Genomic DNA, 24,913 nt, shown 5'->3' with positions numbered 1-24,913 from the left:
GCGCGTCAGTCGACGAAAGGCGCAATCTGTGGGGACCAAAGTCATCGCGTGCCGATAATCCGGTGACCTGAGGCGCCCGCAGTCGTACGTTCTGTGCAAAGGAGCATGGAAATGACTGCATTCATGCGCGCCAGCGACGCCTTCACCTGGGCGATGGAAAGCGACCCGCGGCTGCGATCGACGGTGGTCAGCGTCGTTCTTCTGGACCGGTCGCCGGACTGGGACGAGGTGCGGAGACGATTCGACTTGATCAGCCGCAAACTGCCCATGTTCAGGCAGCGCGTGGTGCAGTCGCCCCCGCCGGCCCCGCCGCGCTGGGAGCACTACCGGGACTTCGAGCTGGATTATCACCTGCGGCGAGCCAGCATCCCGGGCGCCGGGACGCTCGACGACGTGCTCGAGATGGCACGCGTGGCCGAGATGCAAGACTTCGACCGGGCCCGCGCCCTGTGGGAAACGACGTTCATCGACGGTCTGGCCAACGGGGGAGCGGCCGTGATCTGCAAGTTCCACCACGCGCTGACCGACGGCGTCGGCGGAGTCCAGATCGCGATGCACCTCTTCGACCTCTCCGAGGACCTGTCGCGCGTCGAACCGCTGCCGCCGGAGCCCGAGGTGGCCGAGCACGGGATGCTTGGCGGATACCGCGACGCCGCGCGCTACGACACCGGCTTGCTCACCAGCGCCCTGGTGGGAGCGGCCACCCGGGTGCCGCGGTTGATGTACGACGGCGTTCGGCGGCCCCTTGACACCATCCGGTCCGCGGCGAACACCGCTGCGTCGGTCTACCGAACCGTCCGGCCGATAACCAGCACCGGATCGTCGTTGGCAACGGAACGCGGCCTGACCCGGCGGCTCGGGGTGCATCAGGTGCCGATGCGGCCGCTCCGGGAGGCGGCGCACCGCTGCGGTGGGGCGTTGAACGACGCATTCGTCGCCGGGGTCGCCGGTGGGCTGCGGCTCTACCACGAGAAGCACGGCGTCGCGGTCGGCGACCTGCACATCACGATGCCGATCAGCCTGCGGACCAAAGACGACGGCATGGGTGGGAACCGGATCACGCTGATGCGCTTCGACGTACCCGTCGGCGAGGCCGACCCGGCGAAACGCATCCAGGCGGTCCGCCAGCGAACCGCGGCCGTACGCAACGAAAGGTCTTTGCCCTACACGCAATTGATCGCCGGAATGCTCAATCTGGCGCCCCGCTGGTACATCGGCTCGGTCCTGCGCCACGTGGATTTCGTGGCCAGCGACGTCCCCGGTGTCCCGGTGCCGGTCTTCCTCGGCGGCGCCGCGGTGCGCGCACAATACGCATTCGGCCCCACCATCGGCTCGGCAGTCAATGTCACTCTCCTCACGTATGTCGATACCTGTGGGCTCGGCTTGAATGTGGACACCACCGCAATTGCAGACTACGACCTCTTCCACGATGCAATCGTCGGTGGCTTCGACGAATTACTGGAGTTGGCAACCTAATTCGCGGTAACGGGACTCCAGCGCAAACCGAAGACAACCCGGAGTCGTTGGTTAGCAGCCGATCCCGAAACGGTCACGGGCCGATATCAATCCTGGCTGCGCTCTGGCACAACGCGATCAATCGACAAATCATGGCACAGGGGCGCCTTGGAGGTTTGTGGCCGCGACGACGCGTGGCGCAGGAATTCCTCATCCGCTAGTTGCGGATTCGTGACGGCGCCGCAGGAGGTATCCACAAGATGACGACGAACTGGGTCCCTGCCCAGACTTCGTGTGGCCCGAATTCTGGCCGCATTCTGGACACCGCGCGGGGCATACTCATCGGCCTGCGCCGGTGCCCGTCCGAAGCCGCCCTGGACGAATTGCACAGCGCGGCCCTGCGGCACAAGGTGCCGGTATTCGCGATGGCATGGGCGCTGGTGCACCTGGCCGGCGACGGCGAGAAGACGCCGAGCTTCACCGACGCGCAGTCCGCGGCTCGGCACGAGTGGGGGCGCTTGTTCTCCTCCGCCGCAGTGACCTGTTGACCGGCAATCGAGACGTTGGGGCGGCCGAGCTTTCGAGGGGTAACCCGGCCGTCCCCGACCCCAACGACGCGAAAGCGCCCGCGGAGGGCGGCGCTTTCGGGCTTCGGTTGCAGTGGCCGACCCGCGGGCGGGGGGTCCGGCGGCCTCGGCGGAATCGCGCGACCAATCAACCCGCGCCCGAAATCGACTACGGAATCAACCTAGTCCGCTGACGGCCTGTTTGGGCGTCCCCCTTCGGTAACCGCCAAGGCGATGGGGTCCTAGTGTGTCCCGACCGGGATGTGATCGACGCAGTCGACACGTAGCTCGTCGACCGGCAAAGCGGTGTCGTAGAACTTGCACCAATATTGACGAAGCTGTGGATCGAGCACCTTGAGTTGGGCGCACGTGCTGCAAGCCCGAGTGACGGGGATGAGGCCGGCACCGTGCAGGTCCCCGATCAGTTTCACCAGGCCGTCAAGGAGCGTCTCGGCCTCGGAGCGATCAAGCCGGGACGCGGCGACTTCCGCCGGTGCCGTCCAGCGCGACGCCGTAGCGGCGATGCGGCGGCCCGACGGTGTGAGCACCAACTGGTTGCTACGGCCGTCGAGGGGGTCTCGGCGACGCGTAACGAGCTTCTTACGGAGCAACGCCGAAACTGCGTCGCTCACCGTAGGGTCCGAGACGTTGAGCTCTTGGGCGAGTGCGGTACTTCGCGCCACCGGCGGAGGCCCGACGTGAAGCCAAATCAGAACCCGCATCTGGGTGCTGGACAAGTCGTGCCTGTCGGCTGCCCGTCGAGCCAGCACGTGTAGCGCGTCGCCAACGCGGTCCAGTGCTGCTACGACCTTCGAGTCAAGGCTGGGGTGCCGTTCCCCGCTGTGCCTCAGGAGACGACTCCGACGACCGTGCCAGCCGGCGACGGAATGGCGAACGGAACATGCTTGCGGCGCTCTGGCTGACGCATGTTGGTGGCTCCTCACCTAAAGTTCGTTTCTGGTCCCCGACTCGCACGATGATCGCCGATCAGATCCCGCAGATCATTGCTGAAAATCAGGCTGATCCAATATGTAGGACTCCTCATTACTTTGTCTACCATCACAGGTGACCGATGGCCACCGCGCTGCCGCAGGGCCTTGATCTGGAAAGACACGAGGGACCCGCAGATGCCGAAACTCACGCGCAGTGATTGGTATGACCTAGCCCGGGATACCAACTGGACCTTCCGCTACGTCGCGGAAGAAGAAGTGTTCCCCGAAGGGCTCTCGGGAACCCAGCGCGTCGCCGCCGAGGCCTGGCTGAAGTGGGACGAGCCCTACAAGATCGGTTATCGCGAGTACGTGCACAACCAAGTCACCAAGGACGTGACGACATATTCGCTGAAGAACACCATTGGCCGTTCGAAGCTCTTCGACAAACTCGATCCGGGCTGGAAATCGGTGATCGTCGCCCACTACGGCGCCATCACGATGCCCGAGTATCTGGCGTCCATCGGCGAGGCCAGGATGGGTCGGTTCGGGCGAGTGGCCGCGTGGCGAAACACTGCGACGTTCGGCACGCTCGATGAGGTCCGGCATGGCCAGATCCAAGCTTTCTTCCCGTACGGGCTTCTCGACAAGGAGCCGCGAGGGGACTGGGCGCTCAAAGCGTTTCACACCAACGACTGGATCGTTCTTGCGGTGCGGTACTTGTTCGACGACATGTTCGTGGCGAACGACGCGGCATCGATCGCACTGCAACTGACGTTCACACTTGAAACCGGTTTTACCAACCTGCAGTTCCTGGGCATGGCCGCGGACGCGATTGACGTGGGCGATTTGGAGTTCGGCGCGCTGATTTCCTCGATTCAAACCGATGAGGCGCGCCACGCGCAGCAGGGCGAGCCGACGATCAAGGTGCTCATCGATAACGGCGAAAAGGACTGGGGACAGTTCCTGATAGACCACATGTTCTGGCGGTCCTGGCGAATCTTTGCACTCTTGACCGGGCTGTCGATGGACTACTACACGCCACTGGACAGCCGCCGCATGTCGTTCAAGGAGTTCATCGAGGACTGGGTGATAAAACAGTTCGCCGACCAATTCCGCGATTTCGGCCTTGAACATCCTTGGTACTGGGACGAATTCGTCAATGAGTTGACGTGGTATCACCACGCCATCCACCTCGGTGTGTGGTACTACCGTCCCACGGTGTGGTGGAATCCCGATGCCGGTGTCTCAGCCGCGGAGCGCCTTTGGTTGGAGGAAAAATATCCCGGCTGGAACCGGGATTTCGGTCGGCAATGGGATGTCATCACCGACAACGTCCGCAGGGGAGACATCGCGGCGACCCTACCCGAAACGCTGCCGATCACGTGCAACATGTGTCAGCTGCCGATTGTGCGCGCGGCGGGGGTCATAGTCGGGGCTCATACGGACCCGGCCCCGCTGACTCATGTCCATCGCGGGCGTAAGTATCTGTTCTGCTCCGAACCCTGCCGCTGGATCTTTGCTCAGCGGCCCGAACGGTTCGCCGGCCATCAGTCATTGATCGATCGCGTGCTGTCCGGGGAGATCAGCCCGCCAGACCTCGGCACGGTCCTGCGGTATTTCGGGCTATCTCCCGAGGAACAGGGCCGAGATGCCGACGACTACGCCTGGGCGCAAGAGCGCTGAGGAGGCAAGACGATGCCGCTACTTCCGCTGACCGCCCTCTTCCACGGCGATGTACTCGAGTTGCTCATCCCGGTCGATGATGGTGACACCGTCGAGCAGGTGGGACAGCAGGTGGCCCATCATGTGGTGGGCCACCGCGTGGCGCGCCGTGATGCGCCACTTCGAGTCCGTCACGACGGCCGAATACTGGCCCCCGAAGCGATTATTGGCTCCACCGGAGTCCAGCCACTGGACCACATCGAGGTCTTCTATGGTGACCTCTGACGGCGGTGACCCGACAACCGAATGGACGATCGTGGCGACCGCCGACGAGCTGTGGGAGGGCGACATCGGCGAGTTCTACGCCGACGATCTGCCGATTCTGTTGGTTCACCTACGCGGCGGCCAGTTGCGTGCATTCGCGGGCAGCTGCCCGCACGCGGGATTCCCACTGGCCGACGGTGACGTCGAGGGCGACGTGCTGACGTGCTCGGCCCACAGCTGGGAGTTCGATCTGACCACCGGCGCCGGCCTGAACCCGGACAACTGCCGGTTGAGGAGTTACCGGGTCCGCCGCGACGGCGATTGCATCGCGGTGTCAATACCTCAGAACGGAGAAGCTTCATGACATCGTCGACAACCGATGAACACAAGCTTGTCGGACCGGTCGTTCGGGGCTTCGATCCCGATATCGTCAGCGCGTTGACCGAGGCGATTGAGCTGGACAACCCCGACGCCGAAATCGTCATCGAGGATCACGCGGGCTACGTGCGTATCCACGCGCCTTCCTTTCTCAGGGTCACTCGTGCGAGCCTGGACGACGCTGCGGGACATGCTATTCCGTTGTCATCCCTTGAGCCCGCGATCGCCGGCTTCGCGGGACGAATGCGTTATGTCGGCGATGACGAACTGCACTGGTACCTGGAAAGAAAGGACTGAGCGATGACGACAACGTCGCAACGCCGGCATAAGACGTGGAGCATCGCCGGGGATACCCGGCGTCGGCCCACCGAATATGAGATTGTCACGGGTCATTTTCACTACCACTTCAACCGTAAGCCGGCGCCATTCGACCTCGACCCGGGTAGCCCGGTCAACCGGTGGTATCTCGAGCACCGCGAAGGGTCCCCGCTGCAGGCCGACGATTGGGAGGGCTTTCGTGATCCAGCCGCGCTGAACTACCGGCGGTACATCGCACTGCAGCATGAGCGCGAAATCTATGCCGAGGGAGTGGTTGACCACTACGAGGCGCTCGACCACGAGGAGCACCTCGATCCTGCATGGGTCGCGGTGCTCGAGCGCGCTTATCTTCCCGCCCGGTTCGTCTTGCACGTATTGCAGATCACCAGTCTCTACGTCGGTCAGCTGGCACCCAGCGCCTACATCACCAACGCCGCATTCTTCCAGGCGGCCGACGAGTTGCGGGCGGTGCAGTGGATCGCCTACCGCGCCAAGTCTTTGGCCCTGGTCCATGGCGTGCATCTGGCCAATTCGGAAGCGACACGGTCATTCTGGGAAAAAGATGAGGCATGGCAGCCGGCGCGTGAAGCCCTTGAGAAGCTCCTGGTGGCCTACGACTGGGGCGAGGCATTCACCGCGCTCAATCTCGTCGTCAAACCCACCCTCGACGCCTTGTTCAAGGAGGTCTTGGCCGACCTGGCCGCCGCACACGGTGACGGACTGACCGCCTCGCTGCTACGGGAATCGGGGGTTGACACCACACGGAGCCAGAACTGGAGCGCGGCGCTAGCCAACTACAGTGTTGCGGCCAATCAGGCGAACCGCGGCGTCTTGGCGAATTGGCAAGCCAAGTGGGAGCCGTTGGCGGATCGTGCGGTTGCCGGGCTCGCAACGATATTCGCCATTGCGCCGCACCCTGCAGACCCCGCCACGGTTGCCCAGCGGGTGCAGACGTCGGCCTCAGAGTTCCGGTCCTCGTTGCAGATTTAATCGCCAACTCAGCGCGACCAGGCCGGCGATTCGGCCGCCGCGCACAATGCGTCGACGATGCGCTGCTCCTTCTCGCCGAATCGCTCCGTCGGCGCCGGCACGGAGATGGCAACCACGTTGTCTCCCACGGTGCGTCGCGCGATGGCGGCCGCCGTGATCCCCGGGGTGTGCTCGTCGCGGTCGAAAGCGATTCCGGTGCGCCGGATTTCGGCGAGCTCAGCGCGGAGGCGGTCGGCGACCTCGGGACCGAATCGGGAAATCACCGACTCGGCGTCGGCGTCGTCCAGCACCGCGAGCGCAGCCTTGCCGTTGGCTGTCGACTCCAGGGGGAACCGGATGCCGACCGCGGACACCGCGCGCAGGCGATGTGACGATTCCAATTGGTCGACGAACCACATGCGCTGCCCCCGAAGCACCGACAGGTCGACGGTCTCGCCGTCGGTGGCGCGCGCCACGCGCTCGATCGTTGGGCGGAAAACCGCCGCGATGTGCGCCCCGTCGGAATTGCTGAATCCGAGCAGGCGGTCGCCGAGGGAAATGCGGCCCTGCGAGTCGACACTGGCCAACCCCACCTCGACCAAACCGACCAGCAACCGGCGGGCCGTCGACTTGGCCAGCCCGAGCCGCTCGCCGAGGTCGACCAGGCGCAGGCGGCCGGGCTCCGCGGCGATCTCGTCCAGGGCGGCGGCCGCGCGGCGTAACACCTGGATGCCTTCGTCACGACCAGGTGGCGAATTCTCCCCCGGGCGCGGCATTCCCCTACTATAGTGTTCCGCATCCCGGATCACAAAGATCCGAACTCCGAATCAGAGGAGGGCTTCGATGAGCGGGTTACCGGCCGGACGCCACTACTTTCGGGGTGATGACGGCTACGAGGCGGCCCGCCGCGACACCGTGTGGCATCAGCGGGTGCCCGAGCGCCACCCAGAAGTGATCGTGCAGGCAGTCGACGCGGATGACGTCGTCGCCGGGATCCGCTACGCCAGCGCCCACGGTCTCAAGGTCAGCATCGTTTCCGGCGGCCACAGCTTCGCGGCCAACCATTTGCGCGACGGTTCCGTGCTGCTCGACGTCAGCCGGCTCGACCACGCCGTCATCGATGCCGAGAATCGCCTCGCCCGAGTGGGCCCGGGGAAGGGCGGCAGCATGCTGATGGCCGATCTCGAGGCGCAGGGCCTGTTTTTTCCCGGCGGTCATTGCAAGGGCGTCTGCCTGGGCGGCTACCTGCTGCAGGGCGGGTACGGCTGGAACAGCCGCATCTTCGGCCCGGCCTGCGAGAGCGTGGTCGGCCTCGACATCGTCACCGCGGAGGGTGAACAAATTCACTGCGACGCCAGCAACAACGCCGACCTTTACTGGGCCGCCCGGGGTGCCGGCCCCGGCTTCTTCGCTGTGGTCACCTCGTTCTACCTCAAGCTCTATCCGCGCCCCGGCGCCTGCGGCACCAGCGTTTACGTCTACCCGTTCGAGCTGGCCGACGAGGTTTTCACCTGGGCCAGGGCGGTCGGCGCCGACGTGGACCCTCGCGTCGAGTTGCAGGCCGTGGCCTCGCGCGGCGAGCCGAACATGGGCATCGACACCCCGGTCATCTCGCTGGCGTCGCCCGCCTTCGCGGACTCCGACGAGGAGGCCGAAAAGGCCCTCGCCCTGTTCGGCACCTGCCCGGTTGCCGATCGGGCGCTCGTCAAGATTCCTTACCTGCCAACCGATCTGCCGACCTGGTATGACGTCGCGATGAGCCACTACCTGTCGGATCACCACTATGCCGTCGACAATATGTGGACGTCAGCGTCGGCCGAAGACCTGCTGCCGGGCATCAGGACGATCCTGGACACGATGCCCCCGCATCCCGCGCACTTTCTCTGGCTGAACTGGGGCCCCTGCCCGCCCCGCCAGGACATGGCCTACAGCATCGAGGGGGACATCTACCTGGCGCTCTACGGTTCCTGGAAGGATCCGGCCGACGAAGGGAAGTATGCCGACTGGGCGCGGTCCAACATGGCCGCGATGTCCGAATTCGCGATCGGCATTCAGCTGGCCGACGAAAACCTCGGCCAGCGTCCCGCGCGGTTCGCCAGCGACGCCGCCATGGCCAAACTCGACCGCGTGCGCGCCGAATACGACCCCGACGGCCTGTTCAACAGCTGGATGGGACGACTCTGATGGCCGGCGACCTCTATCTGGGTTATCGCGACGACGACGCCAAGACCCCGTTCGGCAAGTTCTACACGCCCCAGATGGCCCCGCTACCAAGCCATGTCGTCGAGGCACTCGAACACGGCCCGCAAGGCGCCATGGCGCTGCCGTCGTTCGACGACGCCGCACGCGTGGCCGACGACGGGTACCAGCAGACCGAAAACGGGTACGGGGTCCTCGAGGATGGCGGCTATCAGGTCTCGGTGCGCACCGACATGCCGGGAGTCACTCCGGCGATGTGGTCCTGGTGGTTCGGCTGGCACGGCTGCGACACTCGTCGGTACAAGCTGTGGCATCCACGCGCGCACCTGCGCGCCACCTGGAAGGACGGCTCGGACCTGGAAGATCCCGGCCGCCGTGGGGCCCAGCGTTACATCGGCCGCTGGTCTTTGATCAGTGAGTACATCGGCTCGACAATGCTCAACGGCGCAATCCAATTCGTCGACCCGGCGAGCACAGGCTGTCCCCCCGACGACGACCACGCGGTGGCGATCTGCGCCCGGCTCGGATCCAGCGAGGCCCCGGTGGACGTCGGTTGGTTCATTCACCACGTCCGGTCGACCCCGGACGGCGCCGAGATGCGGTCACGGTTCTGGATGGGCGGGCGGCACATCGAGGTGCGCAACGTCCCCGGCGTCGCGTCGCGCGCCGTGCGCCCCATCGCCTCGCGCGTGCTCGGCAACGCCGAGTCCAGCGCGCGGAATTTGATGGTGCACTGCGCTCAGGAGATGAACCACCTGGCGAGTTTCCTGCCGGAGCTCCACGCGGCCTTCGGCGACGAGTAGGTGCCAGTAAGACTCGCGTAGGTCTGCATGGGTTGGCCGGCTTGTCCGCCGCGCCGCAACAGCAAGAGAAATCCGTCCCGAGGTACAGGTCGTCAAGCCGGCGGAAGCTGGCGGGGGCCTTCCGGGGAATCCAGCTCGGCCGGCCCGTCGCGCTTGGCCAGTTCCCGTTCGTCGTTTCGGTGCGCCGTCCCCAGCGACGGCGCGTGACCGCCCAGCCGGGGGCGCGGGGACCGGCCGGCATCATCGCGGACTGAGTCGATGAAACGCCTTGCGGGGAAGGGGGATTCGCCGGTCGCAGCGGGCGGCCCCGGACGTTCGCCCGCCTCTGAGCTTTCGGAATCGACCGTGATCTTGTGGGTGCGCCGCAGCGCGAAGGTGATTTCCTCAACCTCTTCGATGACCTGGCGTGCGGTGCGCAACGGTGCGGTCGTGGTGTCGATCACCCGCCCCACCAACGGGGGCACCAGCGGACGAATCCACCGCGCGGCGGCCTTGGTGGCGTCGGGAATCGATCCGATGAGCGACGGGCCGCGTTCGTCGTGCGCCACCACGTCGCGCTTGCCGGGTGCGGGCAGGTTCTCGGCGTCGGCGGTCCGTTCCGGCGCGGGCAGGCCGACGATCGCCCGGCTGGCCGCCTCGGCTTCCGCGGCGATGGGCAGAAAGATGTCTTCGCCGGCCGGTTCAGTGGGGCGTTGCGACGACGCCCGCACCGGCGGATCGATGGCGTCCGCGATCCGGCGACGTTGATGCTCCCGGTCGATCGCGGTCTGGGCTTCGATGGCGATCCGGGCCTGAGTGAGTTGGTGCTCGGCCCACATGATTTCGGCCTCGCGGCGGACCTCGGCCCGCTTGATCGCGATCGCGGTGTCCGCCTCGAGCTCCGCGCGTTCGAGCTCCGCGCGTGCCGCCGAATGCCGGTCCTGGATGGTCTCGCCACGCCACCGCCTCAGGATCAGGGGTAGCAGGTAGAGCAGTACGCAGAACGCAATCGTCAGCAGCCGCAACGTCAGCGCGCCTGCGTCGGTGCGGGTCAGGTCGTTCATCGCGACCCAGCGGGCGCCCAGGCCGCGATCGGCGCCGGCGACCGCGCCGCGACGCGCCTCGGCGAGGACTTGCTGGTCCCGCGAGATTTTGGCGTCCAGCTCGGGGGATTGGCGATCCCGGGCCGCGAGCGCGTTGTCCAATTCGTGTTGGGCGTCTGCGAGAAGTTCGTTCGCCGTTCGGGTTTCGGGCCCGGCGCCGGGATCCCCGGTGATCCGGGTCTGCGGGCAGGCAGGGGTGGGATGGTATTCGCAGCGCGCGACGACCAGGGCCCGATCCTGCTGCTGGTGAGCGTCGGCGACCGCGTTGTCGAGCGCGGCCCGCGCATCCTTGGTTTGTTGCAGGGACGCGGACGCCTGCGCGACGGCCGGCGCCGAGCCGGCATTGCGCAGGGCGCGTTCGTCGAGGCGATGGTCGACCGAACCGGAGAGCAGGACGAGTGCGGCCAGTTCGCCGACGACGACCCCAAGCGCGGCCGCGACAAGCGCGCGGCCGGCCATGCCGGCCCAGCCCCGGTGGGACCCTGAGGTGGTGGCGCGGGCAACCGCGGCGACCAGCAGGGCGAAGACCATCGTCAACGGCAGTACCAGGGGGAGTGACCAGCGGCCCGTCTCGCTGACCGCCACCGTCGCGACGAGCCAGGCCAGCACCGCCCCGAACAACACCACCGCGCCGGCCCCGCTCTCAACGGCGTGCGTGGACCGCTCGGCCGGCTCGCGCCATTGCCCGCCGCCCAGCCAGGTGAGCAGGCCGGCAGGCGGCGACGCCGAGCGCTTCTGGGTAACTTCCTGGGCGCACATCGACAACACCTCCCCAGCCAACAAGCCTCCCAGGCGACCGGCCGCCGGACCGAATCGAAGCCCCCCGGGTGTGGCGTGCTTCACAAGGCGAGGCGGTCGCCGATTTCTGCGACGCGGGCAGATCAGCGACGGTTCCGGTGACCGACGTGAGACGGTATAAGCCTATGGAGACTCACGATTTTGTCACCTACGAAGAGTTCGGCCGCAAATTCTTCGAGGTCGCTGTCACCCCCGAACGTGTCGCCGCCGCGTTCGCCGACATCGCCGGCAACGAGTTCGCCATGGAGCCCATCGCGCAGGGGCCCGGTGGAATCGCCAAGGTCAGCGCCAACGTCAAGATCCACGAGCCTAAGGTCACCCGCCGCCTGGGTGACAGCATCACGTTCGTCATCCACATCCCGCTGTCGATCGACCTGCTGCTCGACCTCCGGCTCGACAAGCAGCGGTTCGTGGTTTCCGGGGACATCGCATTGCGGGCGACGGCGCGCGCCGCCGAGCCGCTGTTGCTGATCGTCGATGTCGCGAAGCCCCGGCCCTCCGACATCACCGTCAACGTGTCGTCGAAGTCCTTCCGCGGTGAGGTGCTGCGCATCCTCGCCGGGGTCGACGGCGAGATCCGCCGATTCGTCGCCCAGTACGTCGCCGAGGAGATCGACTCGCCGCAGTCGCAAGCAGCCCAGATCATCGACGTGGCGCAGCAGTTGCAGGAGGCCTGGCCGTAGGGTCCCGCCCGACGCGTAGCCCCGGTCGTCCGCGGGTACTCAGTGCGCGTTGCGCGCCGTTCGCCTGTGCTGCCGTGCCGGCGCCGCGATTCATCGTTTGGGAGGAGCGGAAAAGTTGGCACGTGTGGATGTCTCGGTGTCGTCGGAGGTGGACCCGGAGGCCGCCTGGAAGCTGGCGTCCGACCTGAGCCGATTCGATGAGTGGATGACCATTTTTGCCGGGTGGCGCGGACCCGTTCCCGACAAGATCGAGGAGGGCACTTGCGTCTCGTCGTGTGTGAAGGTCAAGGGATTTCGCAACGTGATCCACTGGACGGTCACCCGCTACCAGGAGCCGAAAGCGATTGAGCTGCAAGGTCGCGGTCGCGGCGGCATCCGCCTCGGGGTGGCGATGACGGTCACGGGCGAGGATGCCGGGACGGACTTTCATCTCACGGCGGACCTGCGGGGCGGATTGCTCAGCGGGCCGATCGGCGGGTTGGTGGCCCGGGTGCTCCGCTCGGACGTGGAGAAGTCCGTGAAGAACCTGGCCGCTATGCAATAGGCGGCAATAGGCGCTACCGCGCCGCGTGGCCGATCGGCCACTCCCGTTCCGCCTGGCGAATCCGCCTGCGGTCCATGGCAAGCCAGGACAGTCCGGCCCCGAACGCGAGCAGGGCGACGATCGCCGCGGCCACGCCCGCGCCGGCGTCGCCGAGGGCGAAGGTGGCCACGCACACCACGAACGCCAGGGCCGCCGCCCCGACGATGACCAGCCCGGGTGTGCGTTCGACATCCTGTGCCGATTCCCGGCTGCCGGTTCGAGCATGATCGGGCCTGTGCCTCATGTGGGCGTCTCCTCTGGTCAATTCCTTTGGGCCGCTTAGTGGTGCTACCCGGAATGCCGTCGGGACAAACGACGGAGGTGTGGAGGGCGCCAACAGCGTGGTTGGTCGTTCGTGTTGAGTTGGCGCAGAGTCTTCTGCAAGCCCGCTAGATCGGGTCGTGTCCGCGGACCCTGCGGACCGAACCCATCTCGATGGCGTTGATGGTCAGCGCCCGCCGGCTGATGTGCCAACGGTCGGTCCGCTCGTATTCGTCGTCGTAGCGCAGATGCCACACCACGTCGACGAGTTCGTCGCCGCGCCGGTCCCAGTGGTGGGCGATGCACGCAACGCGCCCGCGGGCGGTGCCCGCCCGGCCGGCCTCGTCGTAGACCTCACCGACGATCGCGTGCTCGGTGCGGACGACCGCCGCGACGGACGCGACGGCTGCGGTGATGGCGTCGCGGCCCCGATGCGCATGGATCGGTTGCAGCGCCTTGGGCGGTTCGGGCACCTCCAGCACGGCGGTATCAGCGAAAAGTGTTGCGACGAAGTCGAATTGGCGCTCATCCACCAGGGCCGCGTACCGGTGCACCAGGTCGCTCAGGGCGGATCGGTCGTCGGCTGACAGGGCCATCGCGTCACGCGATCAGCGAAAGGCGTTGCGCACACGCCGACAGCATGTCCTTGGCCTGTTCGATATCGCCGGTCGGCGGCATGGCCAGCACCAGCCGGTCGGCGCCCTGATCGGTAAGGCTGCCCGCCCGCTCGGCGTCGATCTTGTTCACCGCGTGGCCCAGTGAGATTTCCAGGGCCGCCGGATCGCGTCCGGCCGCCGCCGCCTCGGCGCGCATCAGGGCGATCAGCGACGCGAGCTCCGAACCGGTGACACCGAGGGGTTGGAAGCCATCCCCCACGCGACCGGCGCGGCGGGCCGCCGCGCGACTGTGCCCGCCGATATGAATCGGAAGCCGTTCGCGTGCAACCGGTTTGGGATAACACATGACGTCGTCGAAGTCGAAGAATTCGCCGTGATGCGATACCCCCTTCGGCTGCTCGGCCCATAAGGCCCGCAGGACGGCCACCTGCTCGTCGGCACGTCTGGCGCGGCTGTCGAAGTCCGCGCCGCACGCCTCGAGCTCCTCCTTGAGCCATCCGATGCCGACGCACAGCCGCAGCCGCCCACCCGACAACGCGTCCACGGTGGCGGCCCGCTTCGCGAGCACCACCGGATGGTGGTTGGGCAGCACCAGCGCACCGGTGGCCAGCCCGAGGGTGGTGGTGCGGCCGGCCAGAAACGCCAGCAGATCGAGCGGGTCGGGAACGGGGCAGTCGGCGGCCAGCCCGACGCGGCCGGAGCTGTCGTACGGGTAGACGCTGTCATAGCGGGTGAGCAGCACCGTGTGCTCGACGACCACGATCGACTCGAACCCGCACCGTTCCAGGTGACCCGCGAACGCCGCCATCCAGTCCGGATCCGCGGTGACGCCGTCGGCAACCGGGGCCACGACTGAGACCTTCATGGCCTCAGAAGCTAACAGGCGCGCTCTGGACGGCCGTGGGCGCGATTGCACCGCGCACGGCCTCGGCCAGGGTGGCCGCCCGGGCGTCGGTGAACACGTCCTCCAGCAGCATCGGGCGGCCGTCGGGGCCGGTCAGCGGAACCCGCCAGTTGGGGTACTCGTCGGTGGTCCCCGGCTGGTTCTGGGTCCGCCGGTCACCCACCGCATCGGTCAGGGCCACGCCGACGAGGCGCGACGGGGTCCGCCCCAGATACCGGTAAAGGGCACAGATGATGCTTTCCTCGTCGTTGTCGGCGTCACCGAGTAGCCCCACCCGCCGCAACTCGGCCAGCCACCCCGCGAGCTCGGCCCGATCCGCGGCGAGCTCGTCCCCGGCTGAGCGCGTCAGCAGTCCGAGCGATTCGCGCAGCCGCACGTGCTCGCCCGCCAGGTAGCCGGCGGTAGGCGGCAAATCGTGGGTGGTCACCGACGACAGGCAGTACTCCCGCCAGCGCTCGGCGGGCAGCGGGCCGCCGGTCCCGTCCCGGTCCAACTCGAACCAGAGGATCGAGGTGCCTAGCAAGCCCCGCAACAGCAGGTAGTCGCGTACCCACGGTTCGACCGTGCCCAAATCCTCGCCGACAACCAGCGCCCCGGCGCGGTGTGCCTCCAGCGCGACGATGCCGATCATCGCTTCGTGGTCGTAACGCACGTAGGTGCCCTCGGTGGGCGGTGCCCCCTCCGGAATCCACCACAGCCGGAACAGCCCGATGATGTGGTCGATGCGCACGCCGCCGGCATGCCGCAGCACCGCGCGGATCAACGCCCGAAAGGGCCGGTATTCCTCCGCATCCAGCCGATCCGGCCGCCACGGCGGCTGGGACCAATCCTGGCCGAGTTGATTGAACTCGTCCGGCGGCGCTCCGGCGGTGACGCCCAGCGCCAACGCATCCTGCAGAGCCCACGCGTCGGCACCGTTGGGATGCACTCCCACGGCGAGGTCGTGCATCACACCGAGCGCCATCCCGGCCCGCAGCGCCCGCGACTGCGCGGTGGCGAGTTGCTCGTCCAGTTGCCATTGCAGCCACCGATGGAAATCGATTGCCTCCGGATGCTTTTCGACGAACCGATCGACGCCGGGCGCGCGGGGATGCTGTAGCGACTTGGGCCAGGCATGCCAATCGTCGCCGTACTTCTCGGCCAGCGCGCACCAGGTGGCGAAGTCGTCGAGCGGGGCGCCCTCGCGGGCGCGGAAGGCGTCGTAGGACAGCTCACGGCCCGCGGACCGCGGCACCCGATACACGAGCTGGAGCGCCGCGCACTTGGCCGCCCACGCGCTGTCGCGATCGATGGCGTCGAGCCGAGCGGCTCGCTGTTGGACGTCGGAACGCAGCCGCCGCACCCGGCTGCGCTTGGGCAGCTCGGCGAACTCGGGGATGGCCTCGAGACGAAGGTAGATGGGGTTGACGAAGCGCCGCGACGTCGGCAGGTAGGGCGAGGGCTCCATGGGCGCCGTCGGCGCGGCCGCGTGCAGCGGATTGACCAGTAGATAGTCGGCGCCGTGCCGCGACGCGGACCACACCGCCAGGTCGGTCAGGTCCGTCAGGTCCCCGACCCCCCACGATTGGGTGGACCGCACGCTGTAGAGCTGGGCGGCCAGCCCCCAGCCCCGGCGGGCGCCGAGCCGCTCCGGCAGCCCGAGCCAATCCGGTGTCATGATCACCGCGCTACTGCTCTCCACACCGCCGGAACGCAGATGCACCCGGTGATAGCCCAGCGGCAGATCCGCCGGCAGCACGAAGCTGGCCTCGCCCACCCAGCGCCCGTCCAGGTCGAACGGCGGAGTGAAGTTGTCCACCTGTTGGATACCGCCGCGCACGGTGCCATCTTCGAGCTGCAACCAGACCTCCGCCGGGTCGCCGTGGGTCACGTGCACCCAGAACCGGACCTCCTCGCCGCTGCGGCCGACGATGGTCGCGGGCAGCCGCCGCGCCCAATGCGATCGCAGCTTGGCGGTCAGGGCCACGTTGCGGTGCTGCTCGGTGCCGGCCGCTACGCCGAGGGCGGCCAACACGGCCACCAGCGTGGTCTCGGAAACGAGTACCCGCCGCCCGGTCCAATCCTGGTACTCGGTCGCGATGCCGTATCGCCTGGCAAGTTCGACCAGCGAGGGCGCGAGCTCACTCATACCGCACATCTTGGCGTCAGAAATCGCCGGGCGACCAATCGGGGGAGAGGCGACGACTCGGCCCGCGGACGCCACCGCCCGTTTTGCCGGCCGGCGGTGCGTCGCGCCGTTCGCCGAGGGCGCACGCTTGACAGGACGAGCGGGCCATCCGCCCATTACGATGCCCTGCAGAGAGATGAAGCAGTCCGGGCGGGAATCGGCGGGGTTCAAAAGTGCCAGCTCAACGGCGCCTGGCACGTCGCGCGCGCCGGCGGGCGCGGCGAGCTGCCGACGACCGGACACCCGCAGATGAACAGGTGCGGCGGCGAACGCCGTCCTCGCCGCGTGGCGAGGCCCGTACCGGTGCCTTACGGTTGTCGAGGTACTTCGCGCAGCGGAATTTTTCAGGGACAATATCTAAGCGTTCTAGCAGACCGGATGGTGAATTAAGTGGCGGAAGAGAGTCGCGGGCAACGCGGGTCGGGGTATGGCCTCGGGTTGTCGACGCGGACCCAGGTGACCGGCTACCAGTTCCTCGCTCGCCGCACCGCGATGGCGCTCACCCGCTGGCGCGTCCGGATGGAGGTCGAGCCGGGGCGGCGTCAGACACTGGCCGTGGTGGCGTCGGTCTCGGCGGCGCTGGTTATCTGCCTGGGCGCGCTGCTGTACTCCTTCCTCAGCCCGGCGGGCCAGGTGGGGGATTCGCCGATCATCGCCGACCGCGACTCCGGTGCCCTCTATGTCCGCGTGGGTGACCGGTTGTACCCGGCGCTGAACCTGGCGTCGGCGCGCCTGATCACCGGCCGCCCGGACAACCCGCACCTGGTCAAGTCCAACCAGATCGCCAGCCTGCCGCGCGGCCCGATGGTCGGCATCCCGGGCGCGCCGTCGACCTTCCACACCACCAGCCCGACCACGTCGTCGTGGCTGGTGTGTGACACCGTCTCCACCTCGACCGGGGTCAGTGCGCCGTCCGGGGTGACGGTCACCGTCATCGACGGGAACCCCGACCTGAGCAACCACCGCCGCGTGCTGAACGGATCGGATGCGGTGGTGCTGAACTACGGCGGCGACGCGTGGGTGATCCGGGAGGGACGCCGGTCGCGGATCGACGCGACCAATCGATCGGTGCTGTTGCCGCTGGGCCTGACGCCCGAGCAGGTCGGCCAGGCCAAACCCATGAGCCGGGCCCTGTTCGATGCGCTGCCGGTGGGCCCCGAACTGACGGTGCCGCAGATCCCCAACGCGGGCGCCGGCGCGTCGTTCCCGAACGCGCCCGGCCCGATCGGCACGGTGATCGTCACGCCGCAAATCAGTGGGCCGCAACAGTATTCGCTGGTGCTGGCTGACGGCGTGCAGACCCTGCCGCCGCTGGTGGCCCAGATCCTGCAGAACGCCGGGCCGGGCAACACCAAACCGGTGACCGTGGAGCCGTCCGCGCTGGCGAAGATGCCCGTGGTCAACAAGCTCGACTTGTCGTCCTACCCGGACGCTCCGCTCAATGTCTCGGACATTCGCGAGAACCCGTCGACCTGCTGGTGGTGGCAGAAGACCTCCGGTGAGAACCGCGCCCGCATCCAGGTCGTGTCCGGCCCGACGATTCCGGTGGCGGCCAAGGACGAGAACAAGGTCGTCTCGCTGGTCAAGGCCGACACGACGGGCCGCGTGGCCGACCAGGTCTTCTTCGGGCCCGACTACGGCAACTTCGTGGCCGTCACGGGCAACGACCCGGGCGCCAAGACGACCGAATCGCTGTGGTGGGTGACGGACGCCGGCGCCCGGTTCGGGGTCGACGACACGCGCGACGTGCGTGAGGCCTTGGGCTTGAAGACCAAACCCAGCCTGGCACCGTGGGTGGCGCTGCGGCTGCTCCCGCAAGGGCCGACCTTGTCGCGCGCGGACGCGCTCGTCGAGCACGACACCCTACCGATGGATATGTCCCCAGGAGAATTGGCGGTACCTAAGTGAAACGCGGGTTTGCACGGCCGACACCGGAGAAGCCTCCGGTCATCAAGCCGGAGAACATCGTCCTTCCGACGCCCCTGAGCATTCCGCCGCCAGAGGGCAAGCCCGTGTGGCTGATCATCGTCGGCGTGCTGGTGATCGGCCTGCTGATCGGCATGGTCGCGATGGTCTTCGGCAGCGGCTCACGCGTCTTCGGCGGCGCCGGAGCGATCTTCCCGATCTTCATGATCGGTGGCGTCGCGATGATGATGTTCGGCGGCCGGTTCGGAGGCCAGCAGCAGATGAGCCGGCCCAAGCTGGACGCGATGCGCGCCCAGTTCATGCTGATGCTGGACATGCTGCGGGAGACCGCCCACGAGTCGGCCGACAGCATGGACGCCAACTACCGGTGGTTCCACCCGGCGCCCACCACGCTGGCCGCGGCGGTCGGCAGCTCACGCATGTGGGAGCGCAAGCCCGACGGCAAGGACCTCAACTTCGGTGTGGTCCGAGTCGGCGTCGGCATGACCCGTCCCGAGGTGACCTGGGGTGAGCCCCAGAACATGCCGACCGACATCGAGCTCGAGCCGGTGACCGGTAAGGCGCTGCAGGAATTCGGCCGCTACCAAAGCGTCGTCTACAACCTGCCCAAGATGATCTCGCTGCTCGTCGAACCGTGGTACGCGCTCAACGGGGACCGCGAGCAGGTACTCGGATTGATGCGGGCGATCATCTGCCAGCTGGCGTTCTCGCACGGCCCCGACCACGTCCAGATGGTCGTCGTCACCTCGGACCTGGACGAGTGGGACTGGGTCAAGTGGCTTCCGCACTTCGGTGACCCGCGGCGTCAGGATGCCGCCGGCAACGCGCGGATGGTGTACAGCTCGGTGCGCGAGTTCGCCGCCGAGCAGTCCGAATTGTTCGCCGGACGTGGTTCTTTCACGCCCCGGCACGCCAGCTCGTCGGCGCAGACCCCGACGCCCCACACGGTGATCGTCGCGGACGTCGTCGACCCCCAGTGGGAGTTCGTGATCAGCGCCGAAGGCATCGACGGGGTGACGTTCTTCGACCTGACCGGTTCGTCGATGTGGACGTCGGTTCCCGAGCGCACCTTGCGGTTCGACGACAAGGGCATCATCGAGGCGCTGCCCCGCGACCGCGACACCTGGATGGTGATCGACGAAAAGCCGTGGTTCTTCGCGCTGACCGATCACATCAGCGTCGCCGAGGCGGAGGAATTCGCCCAGGCGCTGGCGCGCTGGCGGCTCGCCGAGGCCTACGAGGAGATCGGCCAGCGGGTGGCCCACATCGGTGCCCGCGACATCATGGCGTACTACGGAATCGACGACCCCGGCCACATCGACTTCGAGGCGCTGTGGGGCGCGCGCACCGACACCATGGGCCGGTCGCGCTTGCGGGCGCCGTTCGGTAATCGCTCCGACAACGGCGAACTGCTGTTCTTAGACATGAAATCGCTCGACGAGGGCGGTGACGGTCCGCACGGCGTCATGTCCGGAACGACCGGTTCGGGTAAATCGACCCTGGTGCGGACGGTGATCGAGTCGCTGATGCTCAGCCACCCGCCGCAGGAGCTGCAGTTCGTACTGGCGGACCTCAAGGGTGGGTCGGCGGTCAAGCCGTTCGCCGGGGTCCCGCACGTGTCGCGCATCATCACCGACCTGGAAGAGGACCAGGCGCTGATGGAGCGCTTCCTGGACGCCCTGTGGGGCGAGATCGCCCGCCGCAAGGCGATCTGCGACAGCGCCGGCGTCGACGACGCCAAGGAGTACAACTCGGTCCGGCTCCGGATGCAAGCCCGCGGCCAAGACATGGCGCCGCTGCCGATGCTCGTGGTGGTCATCGACGAGTTCTACGAATGGTTCCGCATCATGCCGACCGCGGTCGACGTGCTCGACTCGATCGGCCGGCAGGGCCGCGCCTACTGGATCCACCTGATGATGGCGTCGCAGACCATCGAAAGCCGCGCCGAAAAGCTCATGGAGAACATGGGTTACCGGTTGGTGCTGAAAGCGCGCACCGCCGGTGCCGCGCAGGCGGCCGGCGTGCCGAATGCGGTCAACCTGCCGGCGCAGGCGGGTCTGGGTTACTTCCGCCGCAGCCTGGAGGACATCGTCCGGTTCCAGGCCGAGTTCCTGTGGCGGGACTACTTCCCGCGCGGGCTCACCGATGACGGCGACGTCGCGCCCGCGTTGGTGCACAGCATCGACTACGTTCGCCCGCAGCTGTTCACCAACTCGTTCACCCCGCTGGAGGTCAGCGTGGGTGGCCCGGAGCTCACCCCGGCCGCCATCACGAACGGCGAAACCCTCGGGGCCGATGAGGCGGGTGACGACGACGTCGAGGGCATCAGGGTGCCGAAGGTCGGCACGGTCATCATCGATCAGCTGCGCAAGATCGACTTCGAGCCGTACCGGTTGTGGCAGCCGCCGCTGAACCAGCCCGTTCCGATCGACGAATTGGTCGACCGGTTCCTCGGCCACCCGTGGCAGGAGGACTACGGCACGGCCCGCGACCTGGTGTTCCCGATCGGGATCATCGACCGGCCCTTCAAGCACGACCAGCCGCCGTGGACGGTCGACACCTCGGGGCCGGGCGCCAACGTCCTGATCCTGGGCGCCGGCGGCTCGGGCAAGACGACGGCACTGCAGACGCTCATCTGCTCGGCGGCGCTGACCCATACGCCCGAGCAGGTCCAGTTCTACTGCCTGGCCTACAGCAGCACGGCGTTGACCACGGTCGCCCGCTTGCCGCACGTCGGTGAGGTTGCCGGCCCGACCGATCCGTACGGCGTGCGCCGGACGGTGGCCGAGTTGCTGGCGCTGGTGCGTCAGCGCAAGAGCACCTTCCTCGAGTACGGGATCGCCTCCATGGAGGTGTTCCGTCGGCGCAAGTTCGGCGGCGAACCCGGCCCGGTCCCCAACGACGGGTTCGGTGACGTCTACCTGGTGGTGGACAACTACCGGGCGCTCGCCGAAGAGAACGAGGTGCTGATTGAGCAGGTGAACCTGATCATCAACCAGGGACCGTCGTTCGGGGTCCACGTGGTGGTCACGGCCGATCGGGAATCGGAGTTGCGGCCGCCGGTGCGAAGCGGGTTCGGCTCCCGGGTCGAGCTGCGGCTGGCCGCCGTGGAGGATGCCAAACTGGTGCGGTCCCGGTTCGCCAAGGAGGTTCCGGTCAAGCCGGGCCGCGGCATGGTCGCGGTCAACTACGTCCGCCTCGATTCCGACCCGCAGGCCGGTCTGCACACGTTGGTGGCCCGCCCCGCGCTCAGTAGCACAGCTGGCTACGTGTTCGAATCCGACAGCGTCATCGACGCGGTGAGCCGCCTCACGAGCAGTCAGGCCCCGCCGGTGCGCCGCCTCCCGGCGCGGTTCGACGTGGAGCAATTGCGGGAGCTGGCCGCACGGGACACCCGGCAGGGTGTCGGCGCGGGCGGAATCGCTTGGGCCATCTCCGAATCGGACCTTTCGCCGGTCTACCTCAACTTCGCCGAGAATGCGCACCTGATGGTGACGGGTCGACGCGAATGTGGGCGCACCACCACGCTGGCCACCATCATGAGCGAGATCGGGCGGCTCTACGCGCCGGGAGCCAGCAGCGCCCCCACGCCCGCGCCCGGCCAGCCGTCCGCACAGGTCTGGCTGGTGGACCCGCGGCGTCAGCTGCTGACCACGCTGGGCCCGGACTATGTCGAGAAGTTCGCGTACAACCTCGACGGCGTCCAGGCGATGATGGGCGAGTTGGCGGCGGTCCTGGCCGGACGTGAGCCGCCGCCGGGCCTGTCCGCCGAGGAGTTGTTGTCGCGGTCGTGGTGGAGCGGTCCGGAGATCTTCCTGATCGTCGACGACATCCAGCAGCTGCCGGCAGGTTTCGACTCGCCGCTACACAAGGCCGCTCCGTGGGTGACCAGGGCCGCCGACGTCGGATTGCACGTGCTCGTCACGCGCACGTTCGGTGGTTGGTCCTCGGCGGGCAGCGACCCGATGTTGCGAGCGCTGGCCCAGGCGAACGCGCCATTGCTGGTCATGGACGCCGACCCGGACGAGGGTTTCATCCGCGGCAAGATGAAGGGTGGCCCGCTGCCCCGTGGTCGAGGTCTGCTGATGGCCGAGGACACCGGTGTGTTCGTCCAGGTCGCGGCGACGGACCTGCGCAAGTAAGCCGGATACCGCTGCGCTGGGGTTGGAATCAGCCCCAGCGCAGCGGTAATTCTTTGAGCGCAAAGCTCTTCGAGGGGTAGTTGATCGCGGGGACGTAGTCCGCCGGCACGTCGAAGTCGGGAATCTGCTTGAGCCATTCCCCGACGATCACCGTCAGCTCGATGCGCGCCAGATGCGAGCCCAGGCAGCGGTGTGGGCCACCCCCAAACCCCCAGTGCCGGTGCACCTTTCCGTCCATGACGAGCTCGTTAACCGACGTGGCATCGGACTCGTCGCGGTTGACCGCCGCCATGCACAACCGCACCGACGTGCCCGGCGGCAACGTCATGCCGCCGATCTCCACGAATTGGGTGGTGATCCGGGGCGCCACCGGCGCGGAGGGCTCCAGCCGGACGATCTCCTCGATGAAAACCCTGACCTGCCTTGGGTTGTCGCGAAGCAAATCCCGCAACTGTGGCCGGCGCGCCAACTCGAAGAGGCAGAATCCGATCGCCGCGGTCACCGTGTCCAGGCCCGCCAGGATCAGCAGGTGACTCATGCCCAGCAGTTCCAGGTCGGTGAAGTCACCGTCGCTGGCCATGACTTGCGAGAGCATGTCGGAACCGGGATGTTGCCGGCGCTGCTGGATCGCGTCGGCCAGATACGCCAACAGCTGCTGGCTCTTGTCGATGTCGGCCTGGGTGACGTAGGGCTTGTCGCTGACGACCGAGTCTTTCCAATCGATCAGGCGGTCGCGATCCTCGATCGGCAGGCCGTAAAGGTCCATGAAGACCTGGAACGGGTACAGGTGCGCGAAGTCCGCCATCACTTCGCATTTGCCTTGGCTCGCAAAGGCGGCGATCATTTCGGTGGCGTGCCGCTCCAGCACCGGGCGGGACTTGCTCAGGCCGAGCGGGCTGAAAAAGGGCTGCAGCACCTTGCGGTAGCGGGTGTGCTGAGGAGGGTCGAACGCCAGCGGCAGCACGGGCAGTGGATGACCGGGAGGCTGCAGGATCGTCGACGAGAAGACCTTGGGATTGCGCAGCGCCGCCAGCACGTCCTCACGGCGGGTGATGTAGTAGTGGCCGTTCATGAACACCACCGGCCCGGCGTCGCGCAACGTCTTCCACCCGACGCCCCGATCCTCGGCCATCGGTAACTTCTCGAAGTCGAGACGCGGTAGGTGAAACGCGCCTTGCTGGCCTTGGCCAGGAGTGCTCATGGGCTCTCCGCATGTCTATCTTGATCTCCACCGCTGCGGCGGGGACTTCGTCGGCACCGTTCAGCCGGCACACCAATATCGCATGTGTCGCAATGGGACACGAACCCGAAACGGTGGTTTCCGGTCAACGACTTCAGGCAGCGACCATCTTCTACACTTTAGCCAGCGATGAATCGCCGCTCGATTCGTTGACGCGATCCTGCTTATTCTGCGAAGCCCAATAGGGAGGGAACCTCATGAGGGTTCGTCTCGAACAAGCCAAATGCGTGGGTCATGCCCAGTGCTACGCCGTCGACCCAGACTTGTTCCCGATAGACGAATCCGGCTATTCGATCCTTGAGGAGCATGAGGTGCGGCCCGAGGACGAGCAACTGACGCGGGACGGCGTCGCTTCCTGCCCCGAGATGGCGCTGATCCTCGAAGAGGACTGACCGGTGCGACGTGCCGCCGGGGCGGCATTGAGAACGATTTAAAAGCAAACCCCGGATGAACAAACAGTTGCCACAAATGAACTGTGGTCGACGGGGAATGAACAGTCGCTGGCCTGGAATGAACAGTTGGCGCTGCGTGTCGGAGCACCCCCGATAACGAACTAATCTCATTCACGAGCGACAGTTCGGTAAGACCGCGGACTGTCGCTCGGTTGCTGACAGCAGGGGATCAATCGAGGCTAAAGGTGCACGTTGTTCCTGACCGAATGTCCGAGAAGCGTGGCGGCAAGCCACATTTGGGCGCCAGGTACGGGATCGGCAGGATGCGCCGGCCAGCCCGCCGACTGGGGTGGCGGACCGAGAGGTCTGAGTCGGTGATTCCGGGGCGGTCAGCGACGTACGGGTGGCGAATGCTTACGAAGCCGTGACCACGGCCACCACTGATCCGATGCGACTGCCGGGATCGCCAGCGATCCCGGCCAACTGAGGAGAACAGGTGTTTGACTTCGGGGCGTTACCGCCGGAGATCAATTCCGGTCGGATGTATGCGGGTCCGGGTTCGGGGTCGTTGA

The 24,913-nt window shown here is 66.9% G+C and carries 23 protein-coding genes; 15 read left to right on the top strand and 8 right to left on the bottom strand.

Features of this window, described 5'->3' with window-relative positions:
- Window positions 1–111: 111 nt before the first annotated feature.
- Both A5695_RS13325 and A5695_RS13320 read left to right on the top strand, forming a co-directional pair.
- Entirely contained in the window at window positions 112–1,476 is a 1,365-nt protein-coding gene (locus tag A5695_RS13325; protein WP_068082357.1) for a wax ester/triacylglycerol synthase domain-containing protein, read from the top strand.
- A 239-nt stretch (window positions 1,477–1,715) separates the two neighbouring features.
- Window positions 1,716–2,003 (top strand): ANTAR domain-containing protein, encoded by a 288-nt coding sequence (locus A5695_RS13320; protein WP_068082332.1) that lies wholly within the window; start codon window positions 1,716–1,718, stop codon window positions 2,001–2,003.
- A 260-nt stretch (window positions 2,004–2,263) separates the two neighbouring features.
- Here the strand turns inward: A5695_RS13320 and A5695_RS13315 are convergent, their stop codons facing one another.
- Entirely contained in the window at window positions 2,264–2,743 is a 480-nt protein-coding gene (locus A5695_RS13315) for a MarR family winged helix-turn-helix transcriptional regulator (RefSeq protein ID WP_068082354.1), read from the bottom strand.
- A gap of 405 nt (window positions 2,744–3,148) precedes the next feature.
- Here A5695_RS13315 and A5695_RS13310 point away from each other — a divergent pair, with 405 nt between their 5' ends.
- From A5695_RS13310 to A5695_RS13290, 5 genes are read left to right on the top strand one after another with little or no spacing between them, the layout of a single operon-like run.
- On the top strand, window positions 3,149–4,636 hold the full coding sequence (locus A5695_RS13310; RefSeq protein ID WP_068082329.1) for a YHS domain-containing protein: 1,488 nt from the start codon (window positions 3,149–3,151) through the stop codon (window positions 4,634–4,636).
- Window positions 4,637–4,648: 12 nt separating this feature from the next.
- The gene (locus A5695_RS27575) at window positions 4,649–4,900 is read left to right on the top strand and encodes a toluene-4-monooxygenase system B family protein (protein ID WP_082946053.1); all 252 of its coding nucleotides are present in this window, start codon (window positions 4,649–4,651) and stop codon (window positions 4,898–4,900) included.
- Window positions 4,890–5,243 (top strand): Rieske 2Fe-2S domain-containing protein, encoded by a 354-nt coding sequence (locus A5695_RS13300; protein WP_231974812.1) that lies wholly within the window; start codon window positions 4,890–4,892, stop codon window positions 5,241–5,243. Before A5695_RS27575 ends, A5695_RS13300 begins: the two co-directional genes overlap by 11 nt.
- Window positions 5,240–5,554, top strand: a complete 315-nt coding sequence (locus A5695_RS13295; RefSeq protein WP_068082319.1) for an MmoB/DmpM family protein — start codon at window positions 5,240–5,242, stop codon at window positions 5,552–5,554. Before A5695_RS13300 ends, A5695_RS13295 begins: the two co-directional genes overlap by 4 nt.
- 3 nt (window positions 5,555–5,557) lie before the next feature.
- Complete coding sequence (locus A5695_RS13290; protein ID WP_068082316.1) at window positions 5,558–6,565, top strand: aromatic/alkene monooxygenase hydroxylase subunit beta; 1,008 nt, start codon at window positions 5,558–5,560, stop codon at window positions 6,563–6,565.
- Window positions 6,566–6,573: 8 nt separating this feature from the next.
- Here the strand turns inward: A5695_RS13290 and A5695_RS13285 are convergent, their stop codons facing one another.
- Complete coding sequence (locus A5695_RS13285; protein ID WP_068082313.1) at window positions 6,574–7,320, bottom strand: IclR family transcriptional regulator; 747 nt, start codon at window positions 7,318–7,320, stop codon at window positions 6,574–6,576.
- A 67-nt stretch (window positions 7,321–7,387) separates the two neighbouring features.
- On the opposite strand from A5695_RS13285, the gene A5695_RS13280 reads away from it, so the two are divergent.
- Both A5695_RS13280 and A5695_RS13275 read left to right on the top strand, forming a co-directional pair.
- Window positions 7,388–8,728 carry an FAD-binding oxidoreductase gene (locus A5695_RS13280; RefSeq protein ID WP_068082308.1) on the top strand — a complete coding sequence of 447 codons (1,341 nt, stop codon included), beginning with the start codon at window positions 7,388–7,390 and terminating at the stop codon, window positions 8,726–8,728.
- Window positions 8,728–9,546, top strand: a complete 819-nt coding sequence (locus tag A5695_RS13275) for a DAPG hydrolase family protein (protein ID WP_068082305.1) — start codon at window positions 8,728–8,730, stop codon at window positions 9,544–9,546. Before A5695_RS13280 ends, A5695_RS13275 begins: the two co-directional genes overlap by 1 nt.
- A 92-nt stretch (window positions 9,547–9,638) precedes the next feature.
- On the opposite strand, the gene A5695_RS13270 is transcribed toward A5695_RS13275, so the two are convergent.
- Window positions 9,639–11,387 carry a DUF4407 domain-containing protein gene (locus A5695_RS13270; RefSeq protein WP_068082352.1) on the bottom strand — a complete coding sequence of 583 codons (1,749 nt, stop codon included), beginning with the start codon at window positions 11,385–11,387 and terminating at the stop codon, window positions 9,639–9,641.
- Window positions 11,388–11,551: 164 nt separating this feature from the next.
- Here A5695_RS13270 and A5695_RS13265 point away from each other — a divergent pair, with 164 nt between their 5' ends.
- Together A5695_RS13265 and A5695_RS13260 are read left to right on the top strand one after the other, a co-directional pair.
- Window positions 11,552–12,109, top strand: a complete 558-nt coding sequence (locus A5695_RS13265; protein ID WP_068082302.1) for a hypothetical protein — start codon at window positions 11,552–11,554, stop codon at window positions 12,107–12,109.
- A gap of 115 nt (window positions 12,110–12,224) precedes the next feature.
- Window positions 12,225–12,653, top strand: a complete 429-nt coding sequence (locus tag A5695_RS13260; RefSeq protein WP_068082301.1) for an SRPBCC family protein — start codon at window positions 12,225–12,227, stop codon at window positions 12,651–12,653.
- Between the two features lie 13 nt (window positions 12,654–12,666).
- On the opposite strand, the gene A5695_RS13255 is transcribed toward A5695_RS13260, so the two are convergent.
- From A5695_RS13255 to malQ, 4 genes are all read right to left on the bottom strand, one after another.
- Window positions 12,667–12,936, bottom strand: coding sequence for a hypothetical protein (locus tag A5695_RS13255; protein WP_068082300.1), 270 nt, complete (start codon window positions 12,934–12,936; stop codon window positions 12,667–12,669).
- A gap of 145 nt (window positions 12,937–13,081) precedes the next feature.
- Entirely contained in the window at window positions 13,082–13,549 is a 468-nt protein-coding gene (locus A5695_RS13250) for a nuclear transport factor 2 family protein (RefSeq protein WP_068082297.1), read from the bottom strand.
- Window positions 13,550–13,553: 4 nt separating this feature from the next.
- A complete protein-coding gene (locus A5695_RS13245) occupies window positions 13,554–14,435 on the bottom strand; it encodes an LLM class F420-dependent oxidoreductase (protein WP_068082294.1) in 882 nt (293 codons plus the stop codon).
- 4 nt (window positions 14,436–14,439) lie between these two features.
- Window positions 14,440–16,602 carry a 4-alpha-glucanotransferase gene (gene malQ, locus A5695_RS13240; protein ID WP_068082290.1) on the bottom strand — a complete coding sequence of 721 codons (2,163 nt, stop codon included), beginning with the start codon at window positions 16,600–16,602 and terminating at the stop codon, window positions 14,440–14,442.
- A 429-nt stretch (window positions 16,603–17,031) separates the two neighbouring features.
- Between malQ and eccB the strand changes: the two genes are divergently transcribed.
- Together eccB and eccCa are read left to right on the top strand one after the other, a co-directional pair.
- Entirely contained in the window at window positions 17,032–18,549 is a 1,518-nt protein-coding gene (eccB, locus tag A5695_RS13235) for a type VII secretion protein EccB (protein WP_068082287.1), read from the top strand.
- Window positions 18,546–22,709 (top strand): type VII secretion protein EccCa, encoded by a 4,164-nt coding sequence (eccCa, locus tag A5695_RS13230; protein WP_068082284.1) that lies wholly within the window; start codon window positions 18,546–18,548, stop codon window positions 22,707–22,709. The genes eccB and eccCa overlap by 4 nt, the downstream gene beginning before the upstream one ends.
- 28 nt (window positions 22,710–22,737) lie before the next feature.
- On the opposite strand, the gene A5695_RS13225 is transcribed toward eccCa, so the two are convergent.
- Window positions 22,738–23,910, bottom strand: a complete 1,173-nt coding sequence (locus A5695_RS13225) for a cytochrome P450 (RefSeq protein WP_068082281.1) — start codon at window positions 23,908–23,910, stop codon at window positions 22,738–22,740.
- A 236-nt stretch (window positions 23,911–24,146) separates the two neighbouring features.
- On the opposite strand from A5695_RS13225, the gene A5695_RS13220 reads away from it, so the two are divergent.
- Window positions 24,147–24,341, top strand: a complete 195-nt coding sequence (locus tag A5695_RS13220) for a ferredoxin (RefSeq protein WP_067276845.1) — start codon at window positions 24,147–24,149, stop codon at window positions 24,339–24,341.
- Window positions 24,342–24,837: 496 nt separating this feature from the next.
- A partial coding sequence (locus A5695_RS29620) for a PPE domain-containing protein (protein ID WP_156737843.1) occupies window positions 24,838–24,913 on the top strand: 76 nt, incomplete at its 3' end.

The sequence above is a fragment of the Mycobacterium sp. E1747 genome (genome assembly GCF_001667775.1).
Classification (GTDB): Bacteria; Actinomycetota; Actinomycetes; order Mycobacteriales; family Mycobacteriaceae; genus Mycobacterium.
The sequence above is the reverse complement of the archived record's forward strand: the minus strand, read 5'-3'. Positions and strand labels throughout refer to the sequence as shown.

Coding starts and splice junctions, on each gene's coding strand:
- A5695_RS13325 (WP_068082357.1), top strand. CDS start 112: ATGACTGCATTCATGCGCGCCAGCGACGCCTTCACCTGGGCGATGGAA.
- A5695_RS13320 (WP_068082332.1), top strand. CDS start 1,716: ATGACGACGAACTGGGTCCCTGCCCAGACTTCGTGTGGCCCGAATTCT.
- A5695_RS13315 (WP_068082354.1), bottom strand. CDS start 2,743: ATGCGGGTTCTGATTTGGCTTCACGTCGGGCCTCCGCCGGTGGCGCGA.
- A5695_RS13310 (WP_068082329.1), top strand. CDS start 3,149: ATGCCGAAACTCACGCGCAGTGATTGGTATGACCTAGCCCGGGATACC.
- A5695_RS27575 (WP_082946053.1), top strand. CDS start 4,649: ATGCCGCTACTTCCGCTGACCGCCCTCTTCCACGGCGATGTACTCGAG.
- A5695_RS13295 (WP_068082319.1), top strand. CDS start 5,240: ATGACATCGTCGACAACCGATGAACACAAGCTTGTCGGACCGGTCGTT.
- A5695_RS13290 (WP_068082316.1), top strand. CDS start 5,558: ATGACGACAACGTCGCAACGCCGGCATAAGACGTGGAGCATCGCCGGG.
- A5695_RS13285 (WP_068082313.1), bottom strand. CDS start 7,320: ATGCCGCGCCCGGGGGAGAATTCGCCACCTGGTCGTGACGAAGGCATC.
- A5695_RS13280 (WP_068082308.1), top strand. CDS start 7,388: ATGAGCGGGTTACCGGCCGGACGCCACTACTTTCGGGGTGATGACGGC.
- A5695_RS13275 (WP_068082305.1), top strand. CDS start 8,728: ATGGCCGGCGACCTCTATCTGGGTTATCGCGACGACGACGCCAAGACC.
- A5695_RS13270 (WP_068082352.1), bottom strand. CDS start 11,387: ATGTGCGCCCAGGAAGTTACCCAGAAGCGCTCGGCGTCGCCGCCTGCC.
- A5695_RS13265 (WP_068082302.1), top strand. CDS start 11,552: ATGGAGACTCACGATTTTGTCACCTACGAAGAGTTCGGCCGCAAATTC.
- A5695_RS13255 (WP_068082300.1), bottom strand. CDS start 12,936: ATGAGGCACAGGCCCGATCATGCTCGAACCGGCAGCCGGGAATCGGCA.
- A5695_RS13250 (WP_068082297.1), bottom strand. CDS start 13,549: ATGGCCCTGTCAGCCGACGACCGATCCGCCCTGAGCGACCTGGTGCAC.
- A5695_RS13245 (WP_068082294.1), bottom strand. CDS start 14,435: ATGAAGGTCTCAGTCGTGGCCCCGGTTGCCGACGGCGTCACCGCGGAT.
- malQ (WP_068082290.1), bottom strand. CDS start 16,602: ATGAGTGAGCTCGCGCCCTCGCTGGTCGAACTTGCCAGGCGATACGGC.
- A5695_RS13225 (WP_068082281.1), bottom strand. CDS start 23,910: ATGAGCACTCCTGGCCAAGGCCAGCAAGGCGCGTTTCACCTACCGCGT.
- A5695_RS13220 (WP_067276845.1), top strand. CDS start 24,147: ATGAGGGTTCGTCTCGAACAAGCCAAATGCGTGGGTCATGCCCAGTGC.